Below are 12,765 nucleotides of genomic sequence, written 5' to 3' on the forward strand. Positions count from 1 at the left end.
CGATGGCAGACAGCAAGAGGCCAGCGAAAAGTCCCGACAAGAAGGCCAACCGCCGTGGCGCGGCGCGGCTCGCCGCCGTGCAGGCGCTCTACCAGATGGATATCGCCGGCGCCGGCATCAACGACATTTTTGCTGAGTTCGAAAGCCACTGGCTCGGCAACGAGGTTGAAGGCGACAAATATCTGCCGGCGGAAGCAGCGTTCTTCAAGGATGTGGTGGCCGGCGTGGTGCGCGACCAGGCCAAGCTCGATCCCTTGATCGACGATGCGCTCCAGAAAGGCTGGCCGTTGAAGCGGATCGACGCGATTTTGCGCGCGGTGCTGCGCGCAGGCTCGTATGAGCTGGAACATCGCAAGGACGTGCCGGGCCGCGTGGTCGTGTCCGAATATGTCGACGTCGCGCACGCGTTCGTCGAGAAGGACGAGACCGGCATGGTCAACGCCGTGCTCGACCAGATCGCGCGCCAGTTCCGCGCAGACGAGTTCGCGCGTGGCTAGCGGGAAACCCGCGTCCGGCGAGGACTCGCTGATCGCGCGCTATTTCCGGCCGCTTGCGATCGACCCGGGCGCCCTCGGTCTCGACGACGACGCTGCGGCGTTGCAGCCTGACGGCTCGGACATCGTGGTGACGACGGACGCCATCATCGAGGGTGTCCATTTCCTGCCCGACGATCCCCCCGATACGGTCGCGCGCAAGGCGCTGCGGGTGAATCTTTCCGATCTCGCGGCGAAGGGCGCTGTGCCGGCCGGCTTCGTGCTGACGTTGGCGCTGCGCGGCGCTGACGAGGCCTGGCTAAAGCCGTTCGCGGCGGCGCTGGGCGAGGATGCCGCGCAGTTCACCTGTCCGCTGCTGGGCGGCGATACCGTGTCGACGCCCGGACCGCTGATGGTTTCGGTCACCGCATTCGGCCGCGTGCCGCCGGGCAAGATGGTTCATCGCAGCGGGGCAAAGGCCGGCGAGCGCGTGATGGTGACGGGCACGATCGGCGACGCCGCGCTGGGGCTTGCCGTTCTCAAGGGCGGCAAGGTCCACGCTGCCGCAACCGATGTCGCTGCGCGCGACGCACTGGTCGGGCGCTATCGCGTGCCGCAGCCGCGGGTGGCCTTGGCGGAAATCGTTCGCGACTTTGCCAGCGCTTCGATGGATGTGTCCGATGGCCTTGCAGGCGATCTCACCAAGCTATGCGGTGTGTCCGGCGTATCCGCAGTGATCGACTTGCCGTCGATTCCGTTGTCGAGCGCCGCGCGCGATCTGGTGTTGCGGGGGATTGTCGGACTGGAAGCGCTGATCGCCGGTGGCGACGATTACGAGATACTGTGCACGATCGCCGAGGACCGCGTCGAAGCCTTCTCGCAGGCCGCGGAGCGCACCGGTGTCGCGGTGAGTTCCATCGGAACGGTGGTCGCGGGAAGCGCGTTTCCGAAGTTCATCGATGCAGAGGGCAGGGAAATCGCGCTGGAACGGCTGTCTTACAGCCATTTTTGAAGGTGGGGTCGTTAACGCCGTCGGCCTTTATTTCCCGCCAGCCATTGCTATTTCGACGGAAAACCTATACGTGTATTGCCATTCGATTACCGTCGTGCCTTTTCGAACGCGCTCCCTAAGGAGCTTCTTCCAGAGACATCGCCGTGAGATTGGATTTGAATCCGCGCGATCGCCGCGCGGAATGAAAGCCTATGTGCTTTGGAGAAGAGAAAATGGCTACGGGAACAGTGAAGTGGTTCAACGGTCAAAAGGGTTTCGGTTTCATTGAGCCGAGCGATGGCAGCAAGGATGTGTTCGTGCACATCTCGGCCGTCGAGCGCGCCGGCCTCGGCGGACTGGCCGAAGGTCAGAAGGTTCAGTTCGAACTCAAGACCGACAAGATGCGGGGCAAGGTGAGCGCGGAAAACCTGTCGCTCGTCTAAGGCCTCGAAACGGTCGTTTCACGGATGTACTGGAATGGCTAGTGAGCCCGCTCGATCCCGATGGGATTGGGCGGGCTCTTGTATTTTCGGGCCGAGGCAAGCCTCTGCCACCTCCCGGGTGATATTTCGCCCGGCGCGATTAGCAGTGATTCCTTTCAAAATTCGACGGTTTCTGGCCTCCGCGGCGTTGCGCCAGGGGGGCGATTTTGGCAAGGTCCCGCCGATTTGAGAGGCCGCCCTTCTGGGCAGGGAAGGCCTCCTTTTTATGCGTCCGCCGCGACCGCGGTGACGCGCGGGGTGGAACAAAAAATCTGAGGCAAATTCAATGACAGCATTATGGGTGATTGTGCTCTGCGGAGCGCTTTCGATCGTCTACGCCATCTGGGCGACGTCTTCCGTTCTCAAATCGGACGCGGGCAACCCGCGCATGCAGGAAATCGCGGCCGCCGTCGCCGAGGGCGCGCAGGCCTATCTCAAGCGCCAGTACATGACGATCGGCATGGTCGGCGTCGTGATTTTCGCCCTTCTGGCCTACTTCCTCGGCATGCTGGTTGCGATCGGCTTTCTCGTCGGCGCGATCTTGTCGGGCGCCGCGGGCTTCATCGGCATGAACGTCTCGGTTCGCGCCAACGTGCGCACCGCGCAGGCCGCGACCACCTCGCTGGCGGGCGGCCTCGAACTCGCCTTCAAGGCGGGTGCGATCACCGGACTTCTCGTTGCCGGTCTCGCGCTGCTCGGCGTCACCATCTATTTCGCCGTTCTCACCCACGGCATGGGGCTGAAAGCCAACGACCGCGTCGTCGTCGATGCTCTGGTAGCGCTCGGCTTCGGCGCCTCGCTGATCTCGATCTTCGCCCGTCTCGGCGGCGGCATCTTCACCAAGGGTGCTGACGTCGGCGGCGACCTCGTCGGCAAGGTCGAAGCCGGCATTCCCGAGGACGATCCGCGCAATCCCGCGACCATCGCCGACAATGTCGGCGACAACGTTGGTGACTGCGCCGGCATGGCGGCCGACCTGTTCGAGACCTATGCGGTGACCGCGGTCGCCACCATGGTGCTCGCCGCGATCTTCTTCGCGACTTCGCCGCTGCTGGTGCCGATGATGACCCTGCCGCTCGCCATCGGCGGCGTCTGCATCATCACCTCGATCATCGGCACCTTCTTCGTCAAGCTCGGTGCCAGCCAGTCCATCATGGGCGCGCTGTACAAGGGCCTGATCGCGACAGGCGTGCTGTCGCTGCTCGGCGTTGCCGGCGTCATCAATTGGCTGATCGGCTTCGGCCCGCTGGCGGGCGTGAAGTACACCGGCCTGGCGCTGTTCGAATGCGGCGTCGTCGGCCTCGTCGTCACCGGCCTGATCATCTGGATCACCGAATACTACACCGGTACTGAATATCGCCCGGTGAAGTCGATCGCCTCGTCCTCGGTCACCGGCCACGGCACCAACGTGATCCAGGGTCTGGCGATCTCGATGGAATCGACCGCCGGCCCGGCGATCGTGATCATTGCGGGAATCCTCGTCACCTACAGCCTTGCCGGCCTGTTCGGCATCGCGATTGCGACCACGACGATGCTGGCGCTGGCCGGCATGATCGTAGCCCTCGACGCCTTCGGTCCGGTCACCGACAACGCCGGCGGCATTGCCGAAATGGCCGGCCTGCCGAAGGAAGTCCGCAAGGCCACCGACGCGCTCGACGCGGTCGGCAACACCACCAAGGCGGTCACCAAGGGCTATGCGATCGGCTCCGCCGGTCTCGGCGCGCTGGTGCTGTTCGCGGCCTACAATGAAGACCTCAAGTTCTTCATCGCCAACTCTGCCAAGCATCCGTACTTCCAGGGCGTGCTGCCCGACTTCTCGCTCAACAACCCCTACGTCGTGGTCGGCCTGCTGTTCGGCGGCCTGCTGCCGTATCTGTTCGGCGCGATGGGCATGACCGCGGTCGGCCGCGCAGCTGGCGCGATCGTCGAGGAAGTGCGTCGCCAGTTCCGCGAAAAGCCCGGCATCATGCAGGGCACCGACAAGCCGGACTACGGCAAGGCCGTCGACCTGCTGACCAAGGCGGCGATCAAGGAAATGATCATCCCGTCGCTGCTGCCGGTGCTGTCGCCGATCTTCGTCTATTTCGTGATCTACGCGATCGCGGGCGGCGGCGCGGCCGGCAAGTCGGCGGCGTTCTCCGCCGTCGGCGCCATGCTGCTCGGCGTGATCGTAACCGGTCTGTTCGTCGCGATCTCGATGACCTCGGGCGGCGGCGCCTGGGACAACGCCAAGAAGTACATCGAGGACGGCCATTTCGGCGGCAAGGGATCGGACGCCCACAAGGCCGCCGTGACCGGTGACACCGTCGGCGATCCCTACAAGGATACGGCGGGTCCCGCGGTCAACCCGATGATCAAGATCACCAACATCGTGGCGTTGTTGCTGCTGGCGATCCTGGCGCACTGAGCCGGCGACAAGCCGATCAAAACGAAAACCCCGCGGTGCGAGCCGCGGGGTTTTGCTTTGGAGGTTCGCCGCGCCTTACCCCGTCATTGCGAGGAGCGTTAGCGACGAAGCAATCCACACCTGGGTTGTGGCGGTATGGATTGCTTAGCTTCGCTCGCAATGACGCAAGAGATCAATTCACGTCCATCTGCAGGCCTTCGCGCTTGATGATCTCGGCGAATTTCGTCGTCTCCGCCTGCACGAAATCGGAGAATTGCTGCGGCGTGCCCCAGTCGGCCGTTGCGCCCATCTTGCCGATGGTGGTCTTGATGTCCTCGCGCGCCAGCATCGCCTTGATCTCCTTGTTGAGGGCCTCGACGGCGGGAGCGGGCGTGGCTTTCGGCAGGAAGATGCCGAACCAGGAGGAGACGTCGAAGTTCGAAAGTTCGGGCACGCCCTCGCGCATGGTCGGGATGTTCGGCGCCGCCGGGCTGCGCTCGGGCGTGGTGACGCAGAGCGCGTTGAGCTTGCCGTCCTGGGTCTGCGGCAGCGACGGGTAGAGGTTGTCGAACAGGATCTGGATGTCGCCGGCCAGTGCTGCCTGCAGCGCGGGACCCGCGCCGCGGAACGGCACATGGACCATCTTCAGGCCGGTGAGCTGCAGGAACCAGGCGCCGGTGAGGTGAGGGCTCTGTCCGACGCCGGAGGAGGCGTAGGTCAGCTTGTCCGGATTGGCCTTGATGTAGGCGATCAATTCGGGGATCGACTTGATGCCGGTCGAGGGATGCGCCGACACGATGTTCGGAATCCGGATCATGTTGCTGACCGGCTGCAACTGGTCGGCCTTGTAGGTCATGTTGCGGAAGATGCTGTAGGCAATCGCGTTCGGGCCGGGATTGCCGACCAGAATGACATGGCCGTCCGCCTTGCCGCGCACGACTTCGGCGGTGCCGATGGTGCCGCCGCCGCCGGAACGGTTTTCGACGACCGCTGACTGGCCCCAGGCGGTCTGCAGATGCGCGGCCAGCAACCGCCCCATCACGTCGGTACTGCCGCCGGCCGCGGCCGGCACGATGAGACGCACGGTCTCGGTCGGCCGCCAGTCGGAACCGTAGCTCGCACGCGGCAAGATTGCCGCGGCCGAAACGGCTGCAGCTCCGGTCAAAACGCGGCGTCGAGAAATAGCTTTAATCGTCACAAGTTCGCTCCCTGCTGAATCATTATTTGCAGGGAGCGTAGGCACCGCGCGCGCGGAGGGCAAGCGGGCGACTTGGCGCAGGATTTCCGCGTCGCGGAACAGCGTGAATCAGAACTGACCGGGCCTAGTTAAAGCTGAGCAGCTTGAACAGCGGCGTCAGGTAGCTGAGCTCCTGGCCGGACGTCGGCGTGGTGCGGCTGATGAAGTCGAAGATCTTGCCGTCCTGCAATCCGTAATTGGCGAGCCGCTGCACTTGGCGATTCTTGTCGAAATAGATCGCGATCACGCGCTGGTCGACGACCTGCTGATTCATGAAGGCGACTTTGCGCTCGGAGCGCTGCGAGATGTAATAGAACACCTCGCCGTTCAGGGTCGCAACCGTGGAGGGCGTTCCCATCACGATCAGCACCTGATCCTGGCTGGCGCCGATCGGAATCTGCTCCAGCGCGTTGGGCGGCAGGATATAGCCCTTCTGGAACTGCTCGCCGGTGCACCCGGCGAGCGCCGCGCAGACCAATGCCAGGACCGCGGCCGCGCGGAAGCCGCGCCGGCGTGCGGTCAGGCGGAGAGGCGAGGGCACGCAGGTGCTCAGGTGGCTCATCTCGGTCATCTCAGGAATTAGCCCGTCCTCTTGCATCGCGCGGTGCGTTGACGTACCGGGCAGCACGCTTGATTGCAACACGCGTGGCCCGGGAGGGCTCGCTTGCGGAACCCACAATGCTTTGGCCGTTCAATCACTTCAGGAAACCCCGGACGCCGTTGCGCGGCACCATCGAGGCCATCTATGGCATGATCGTGACGCAGGCGCGAGAACCGTTGTTTTATCGGGACTTTGGGGTTCCGGACACGGTTAACGGCCGTTTTGACCTGCTTCTGCTGCATTTGTGGCTGGTCTTGCGGCGCCTGAAATCGGTGGAGGGCGGCACAGCCCTGTCACAGGGGCTGTTCGACCATTTTTGCAACGATATGGACGATAATCTGCGCGAGATGGCGGTTAGTGACCTCAAGGTGCCGAAGCGCATGCAGGCCTTCGGCGAAGCCTTCTATGGCCGGACAGCGGCCTATGATTTTGCTCTGACGGAGGGCCGCGAGGCACTGGCGCAGGCGCTGTGCAAGAATATCCTGAACGGCGAGAACATCGAAAAGGCCCGGCTGCTTGCCGCCTATGCCGAGGCGGCGATGGCCGCCCTCGACAGCCTCGACGAGGCGACGCTGGTGAGCGGTTCGGCCAAATTTCCATTGCCGGAGAATGGCGCGCAGCAATGAGCAAGACTGGTACGACCAAGACTGGCACGACAGAAAAGCCCGACCCGTGGCGCGTCCCCGTCGCGGTGGCGCAGATACCGGAAACGGGCCTGCACCGCGACATCGAGGCCGATCAGGCCATCCGCAACGCGGTGGCCGATGTCGGAGGCTTGCGTGAGGTACTTTCGGTGCAGGCCTCGTTCGACGTCACGCCGAAGAGCGGCGGCAGCTTCCAAGTGGCCGGCTACGTGCGGGCGCGGATCGGACAGACCTGCGTGGTGACGCTGGAGGAGATCGAGACCGATATCGACGAGCCGATCGATCTGATCTTCGCGCCGCCCGAGCAGATCCCGCAGATGGCCGCGCTGGTCGATGAGGCCGAGCAAGGCGACGAGGAGACGCCCGATCCGCCCGAGCCGATTGAGAACGGCATGATCGATCTCGGCCGGGTCGCCACCGACGCATTGTATCTTGCGGTCGATCCATATCCGCGCAAACCCGGCGCCGTATTTGAGCCGGTGGTTGAAGCCGCCGATCCCGAGGATCACCCGTTCGCGGCGCTGAAGGCGTTGAAGGCAGAACCGAAAAAATCGGGCACCAGGAAGCCCAAGGGCAAGTAGCCGGCAGTTAAAGTGGCCGGCGAAGCTGCGATCGGTTGGAGATCGTTGTGATATCCTGCCAAGAATGTCCCATAAGATATTGAATTATATTGGGATATTTTGTATTCTGGATTTCGGGCCACAGCGCTTGCCTTTCGCCAAAAGACCGTGGTCAAGAGGTTGTGTCGGGACGGGGACACGCTATTGTCCCGGCCCGGCGGAGGCGCGGGGATGCGCTTTGCCGAGCACCGCTTTGGCGGTGCCTTTCCAGTGCGCGGCCATGCTCTATGAGGGCCGCAAGAGATCAGGTTTCCGGGACGTTCATGCCGCAAAAGGTTCGAATCGCGCTTGACGCCATGGGTGGCGATGTCGGCGCATCGGTCGTCGTTCCCGGCGCCGCCATCTCTTTGAAACGGCATCCCGACAGCGAATTCCTGCTCTTTGGCGACAGCAAACAGATCGATGAGCAGCTTGCAAAATATCCGGCGCTGAAAAAGGCCTCGCGCGTGGTCCATACCGACGTGACCATCAGCATGCACGACAAGCCGAGCCAGGCGCTGCGCCGCGGCCGCAAGAACTCGTCGATGTGGCTTGCGATCGACGCCGTGAAAAAAGGCGAGGCCGATGTGGCGGTTTCCGCCGGCAATACCGGCGCGCTGATGGCGATGGCGCGCTTCCATCTGCACACCATGCCCGGCATCGACCGGCCGGCCATTGCCGGCGTATGGCCGACGGCGCGCGGCGATTCCGTCGTACTCGATCTCGGCGCCAGCATCGGCGGCGATGCGCATCATCTGGTGTCGCTCGCGGTCATGGGCAGCGCGATGGCGAGCGTGCTGTTCGGCCTGAAGCGTCCGACCGTCGGACTGCTCAATATCGGGGTTGAGGAGGTCAAGGGCGGCGAGGAGATTCGTAAAGCCTCGGAACAGCTCCGCGCGATGAACCTTCCAGAGCTCGACTATATCGGCTTCGTCGAGGGCGACGGGATCGGCGCGGGCGCGGCTGACGTGATCGTTTCGGAGGGTTTCAGCGGCAATATCGCATTGAAGTCCGCGGAAGGCACCGCACGCCAGATGGCGGATTTTCTGCGCAATGCGATGGCGAGCAGCTGGCAATCCAAGATTGGCTATTTGTTCGCCCGTAGCGCCTTCAAGGCGCTGCGAGAAAAGCTCGACCCGAATAAATCCAATGGTGGTATGCTGCTTGGATTGAAAGGTTTGGTTGTCAAAAGCCACGGCGGAATCAACGCCGAAGGCTTTGCCTACGCAGTTGATGTTGGCTATGAGATGGTCCGCTGCGATCTCCTCACCAAGATCAGTGCGCTGGTACAGGCGCAGATCGCGCAGGAGGTTGTCTCGTGACTGCGAAACGTTCGGTCGTGCTGGGCTGCGGCTCCTATCTGCCGCAGAAGGTACTGACCAATGCGGAACTCGCCGCCCGTATCGATACTTCGGACGAGTGGATCGTGCAGCGCACCGGCATCCGGCAGCGCCATATCGCGGCCGAAGGCGAGTTCACTTCACATCTGGCGATCAACGCGGCGCGCGCGGCGCTGGAACACGCCGGCATCGATGCCCAGGCGATTGATCTGATCGTGCTGGCGACGTCGACGCCAGACCATACCTTTCCGGCAACTGCAGTCGCCGTGCAGAACGAGCTCGGTATCCATCACGGCGCCGCCTTCGATCTGCAGGCGGTGTGCTCCGGCTTCGTCTTCGCGCTCGCGACCGCCGACAATTTCCTGCGCTCCGGCGCCTACAAGCGCGCGCTGGTGATCGGCGCCGAGACGTTCTCGCGCATTCTCGACTGGAACGATCGCGGCACCTGCGTACTGTTCGGCGACGGTGCCGGCGCGATCGTGATCGAGGCGCAGGACCAACCGGGCGCGCCTTCCGATCGCGGCGTGCTCACCACGCATCTGCGCTCGGACGGCCGGCACAAGGCGAAGCTCTTTGTTGACGGTGGTCCTTCCACCACCCAGACCGTCGGTCATCTCCGGATGGAAGGCCGTGAAGTGTTCAAGCACGCGGTCGGCATGATCACGGACGTGATCGTGGATGCCTTCAATGCGACCGGCGCGACGGCCGAGCACATCGACTGGTTCATCCCGCATCAGGCCAACAAGCGAATCATCGACGCTTCGGCGCACAAGCTTCATATTGCACCGCAGAAAGTGGTGCTGACCGTCGATCTGCACGGCAACACGTCGGCAGCTTCGATTCCGCTGGCGCTTGCGGTGGCCGTCAAGGACGGGCGCGTGAAGAAAGGCGATCTGGTGCTGTTCGAAGCCATGGGCGGCGGCTTCACCTGGGGTTCCGCGCTCGTGCGCTGGTGAGCGCTGCGTAAGATACTGATCAAATTTGTTGCGTTGTTCCATGCGTATGCATGATGGTCGCTGTTGACCATTGCGTGCTAACCTCCTAATTTCAGGGAATAAATTGTTCGCCGAGAGTGCGGGGCAGGCGATGACAGGGACCGGGAAAACAGTCACACGTGTCGATTTGTGCGAGGCAGTCTACCAAAAAGTGGGCTTGTCGCGGACGGAATCATCCGCGTTTGTCGAACTCGTTTTGAAAGAAATCACCGATTGCCTGGAGAAGGGCGAGACCGTGAAGCTGTCGTCGTTCGGTTCGTTCATGGTGCGCAAGAAGGGTCAGCGGATCGGACGTAACCCGAAGACCGGTACCGAAGTGCCGATCTCGCCGCGTCGCGTAATGGTGTTCAAGCCGTCGGCCATTCTGAAGCAGCGGATCAACGGCCACGTGGTCGGCAACGGCGAAGGCAAGACCGATTAGTGAGCAAGGCCGATTAGCGAGACCGAGTAATACGGCCGCGTAGCAAGGCGAGTACCGCGTCTTCACCAACAAGATGAGTTGAGAGGAGCTGGCATTTGGACAAGGCGCCGGATGCGTTCCGCACCATCAGCGAAGTCGCTGAAGAGCTCGATATTCCCCAGCACGTGCTGCGGTTCTGGGAGACGCGGTTCGCCCAGATCAAGCCGATGAAGCGAAGCGGCGGGCGGCGTTACTACCGCCCCGACGACGTTGACCTGCTCAAGGGCATCCGCCGGCTGCTCTACGGCGAGGGCTACACCATCCGCGGCGTGCAGCGGATCCTCAAAGAGCACGGCATCAAATCGGTGCAGGGCCTTGCCGACCAGACTTCCGCCGTCACTTTCGGCGCCGTCGAGGAGGCGATCGGTCTCAGCCTGCAGGAGCCCGAGGAGGGCGAGACGCCGACCGTCGATGCCGACGACGAGGATTACGAGACCGAAGAGAAAGAAATCGACTACCGCTTTGCCGATACCGACGACGACGGCATTTTGCTGCCGTTCGCCAAAGGTAAGCCCGGGCCCTCGGACGCCAACCGCGAGCGCCTCGAACGGGTGCTGCAGGACCTGGTCGCCTGCCGGCAATTGCTGGACAACGCCCTGAAGGACGGCTGAGGGGCGGGGCGGGGAACTGGCCGGCTGTCACCTCAATGAGGCCGCTCGCGCGCCTTGCGCCGGGCGCTGATCGCAGCTAATGGAACGGCATCGGAGCGTGGCGCAGCCCGGTTAGCGCACTAGTCTGGGAGACTAGGGGTCGGAGGTTCAAATCCTCTCGCTCCGACCAATTTACCCAACATTTTGGGCGGCCTCTTTCGTACGAAGGCGTGCCAGACTTAGCGGCCTTATCGCGATAGTTCTCGAGCTTCTGGATCGCGTTCGCCGCCAGCACGCCGCGCCGGGCAAGGTACAGGTCAATGACCTTTTGGGCCTTGTCGACTGTCCGAGTTATCGCCCCGGCGCCGCAGCGCCGGCCTCGGCGAGTAAGGTTGCCGCCCACAGGTTCAGCACCTGCCGGCGTAAATCGGCGATCGGCCTCACGCGCGCCTCGGCATTTGCTAACTGCAGCTCTGTATCTTCGTGGTAATCGCGGAAGATATCGCCGCGAGAGTAATGCGTCAGAGCCGTCGCTGTATCAACCCAGCGGCGGCTTTTTCGCGAGGGTTCACTTGGCGGGCCCTTTCTTTCGCCGGATTTCTGTCACCATCTTTCGTCTGTTCGAATCTATGGGGAGTCATGGACGTGGCAACAGGTACGGTGAAGTGGTTCAACGCGACAAAGGGCTATGGATTTATCCAGCCCGAGACTGGTGGCAAGGACGTGTTCGTCCATATCTCGGCCGTCGAGAGAGCGGGTCTGAGCAGTCTGAATGAGGGTGCGAAGGTAAGCTACGAAGTTGTGGCCAACCGTGGGAAAGAATCCGCCGAAAACCTCAGGGTAGGTTGATCCGGCACTTACGTTCCGGTCTTGACCGTCGCTAGATGCCGAGCACCCAGACGGCCACGATGGCCCCGAGCACAGCTACTCCGCTGACGGTCCAGCCGGTCAGGTAGGCCGCACCGTCCGTTTCCGGTCGATCAACCATGCTGTCGCGCCACTGGCTCACGGCGGTCTCCTCTGGATTGATACTGCCTCTGATCAGTAGGTCGTTGGCGGAGGCCAAAGGTTCAACGAGCGCGGAGGGCGCGCCCCGTGGCCTCATTCCCGGGCTGAGCTGTCTTGCGCCCGCGGCGCTGGAAGTAAGTCCGCCCGAGCGGAACCGGCGGATCGGACTACGCAGCGCGAAAGTGACCCGCGACATCTGCAAGGTCGGTGCGCGACGATCTAGCCGAGGTACCTGAACGCCGATGCGTGCGGCCGCCCGGTAAGTTTGCCTTAACCCCACCCCACGCACCGATCCGCGATTAACGTTCCCGGCATATTCCGGGTGTTATAGATGCCCCGATACAACCGTTCCAGGGCGTTAAGCCATGAATTTCTTGATGCGTGCGGCTTTTGTTTTGGGTGGCATTTTTCTGGGCATAAACCTGATCAACTACTTCGTCCTCGGCAACACCGCGGATTACCTCCCGGGCGGACAACGTATGGGCGAATGGAAAGAGGCCAAGATACGCGAAGCCTGTTATCCCGCGCTTGAAAGTCCCGAGCGCGATGAGCTACTGCCAAAGCTCACGAGCAACGAACATCGTGTCGACTGGCGAGACCTCACCCGCGCGAAAGAGATAACGGCGGCGCTGAACTGCTATCTCGTCACCCATCCGAACGCAGTCTGCGAGCGGAACAATCGCGCCTACATCGTCGATTACATCAATCGCTATTTCGCGAAGTTCGATGAAATGATGAATACCGCCAAGCGATATGGCGAATCCGAGATGTCCACGGTCAGGAATCTCTGGGACAGCCCTCGCAACCGGGCGATCAACGCGGCCTTGATACTGGACACCAGCAATGGCCGCCTGATCAAGGCTGATTTCGGCTGGACCGTCCCAGCGGCAATGAAGCCGATGCTCGATCAGTACAAGGGCACGACCGACAACTGCCCCAGGGCTTAGCAGCGGGAGCTT

Annotated in this window: 14 protein-coding genes and 1 tRNA gene; 13 read left to right on the top strand and 2 right to left on the bottom strand. The window is 62.6% G+C overall.

The window, feature by feature from the left end:
* The first annotated feature begins 2 nt into the window (after positions 1 to 2).
* The 4 genes from nusB (at position 3) to V1294_RS19410 (ending at position 4,353) form a co-directional block, all read left to right on the top strand.
* Positions 3 to 497: a transcription antitermination factor NusB gene (gene nusB, locus V1294_RS19395; protein ID WP_334499400.1), complete on the top strand. Its 495-nt coding sequence runs from the start codon at positions 3 to 5 to the stop codon at positions 495 to 497.
* A complete protein-coding gene (gene thiL / locus V1294_RS19400; protein ID WP_334499402.1) occupies positions 490 to 1,485 on the top strand; it encodes a thiamine-phosphate kinase in 996 nt (331 codons plus the stop codon). The genes nusB and thiL overlap by 8 nt, the downstream gene beginning before the upstream one ends.
* A gap of 212 nt (positions 1,486 to 1,697) precedes the next feature.
* A complete protein-coding gene (locus V1294_RS19405) occupies positions 1,698 to 1,907 on the top strand; it encodes a cold-shock protein (RefSeq protein ID WP_028345703.1) in 210 nt (69 codons plus the stop codon).
* A 325-nt stretch (positions 1,908 to 2,232) separates the two neighbouring features.
* Entirely contained in the window at positions 2,233 to 4,353 is a 2,121-nt protein-coding gene (locus tag V1294_RS19410) for a sodium-translocating pyrophosphatase (protein ID WP_334481278.1), read from the top strand.
* Positions 4,354 to 4,525: 172 nt separating this feature from the next.
* On the opposite strand, the gene V1294_RS19415 is transcribed toward V1294_RS19410, so the two are convergent.
* Positions 4,526 to 5,530: a Bug family tripartite tricarboxylate transporter substrate binding protein gene (locus V1294_RS19415; protein WP_334481275.1), complete on the bottom strand. Its 1,005-nt coding sequence runs from the start codon at positions 5,528 to 5,530 to the stop codon at positions 4,526 to 4,528.
* Between the two features lie 124 nt (positions 5,531 to 5,654).
* Positions 5,655 to 6,131, bottom strand: a complete 477-nt coding sequence (locus V1294_RS19420) for an outer membrane protein assembly factor BamE (protein ID WP_442895357.1) — start codon at positions 6,129 to 6,131, stop codon at positions 5,655 to 5,657.
* Between the two features lie 116 nt (positions 6,132 to 6,247).
* On the opposite strand from V1294_RS19420, the gene V1294_RS19425 reads away from it, so the two are divergent.
* From V1294_RS19425 to V1294_RS19465, 9 genes are all read left to right on the top strand, one after another.
* A complete protein-coding gene (locus V1294_RS19425; RefSeq protein ID WP_334481271.1) occupies positions 6,248 to 6,796 on the top strand; it encodes a ubiquinol-cytochrome C chaperone family protein in 549 nt (182 codons plus the stop codon).
* Positions 6,793 to 7,395 (top strand): YceD family protein, encoded by a 603-nt coding sequence (locus V1294_RS19430; RefSeq protein ID WP_334481268.1) that lies wholly within the window; start codon positions 6,793 to 6,795, stop codon positions 7,393 to 7,395. Before V1294_RS19425 ends, V1294_RS19430 begins: the two co-directional genes overlap by 4 nt.
* 302 nt (positions 7,396 to 7,697) lie before the next feature.
* Positions 7,698 to 8,735 carry a phosphate acyltransferase PlsX gene (plsX, locus tag V1294_RS19435; protein WP_334499403.1) on the top strand — a complete coding sequence of 346 codons (1,038 nt, stop codon included), beginning with the start codon at positions 7,698 to 7,700 and terminating at the stop codon, positions 8,733 to 8,735.
* Entirely contained in the window at positions 8,732 to 9,709 is a 978-nt protein-coding gene (locus V1294_RS19440) for a beta-ketoacyl-ACP synthase III (RefSeq protein WP_334499404.1), read from the top strand. The genes plsX and V1294_RS19440 overlap by 4 nt, the downstream gene beginning before the upstream one ends.
* Before the next feature lie 130 nt (positions 9,710 to 9,839).
* Entirely contained in the window at positions 9,840 to 10,169 is a 330-nt protein-coding gene (locus V1294_RS19445; protein WP_334481261.1) for an integration host factor subunit alpha, read from the top strand.
* Positions 10,170 to 10,264: 95 nt separating this feature from the next.
* Complete coding sequence (locus tag V1294_RS19450) at positions 10,265 to 10,819, top strand: MerR family transcriptional regulator (protein ID WP_108513552.1); 555 nt, start codon at positions 10,265 to 10,267, stop codon at positions 10,817 to 10,819.
* Positions 10,820 to 10,910: 91 nt separating this feature from the next.
* A tRNA-Pro gene (locus V1294_RS19455) sits at positions 10,911 to 10,988 on the top strand.
* 449 nt (positions 10,989 to 11,437) lie between these two features.
* On the top strand, positions 11,438 to 11,647 hold the full coding sequence (locus V1294_RS19460) for a cold-shock protein (RefSeq protein ID WP_249805689.1): 210 nt from the start codon (positions 11,438 to 11,440) through the stop codon (positions 11,645 to 11,647).
* Positions 11,648 to 12,171: 524 nt separating this feature from the next.
* Complete coding sequence (locus V1294_RS19465; RefSeq protein WP_334481256.1) at positions 12,172 to 12,753, top strand: hypothetical protein; 582 nt, start codon at positions 12,172 to 12,174, stop codon at positions 12,751 to 12,753.
* The last annotated feature ends 12 nt before the right edge of the window (positions 12,754 to 12,765 follow it).

The organism is Bradyrhizobium sp. AZCC 1678, from assembly GCF_036924765.1.
Lineage (GTDB): Bacteria > Pseudomonadota > Alphaproteobacteria > Rhizobiales > Xanthobacteraceae > Bradyrhizobium > Bradyrhizobium algeriense.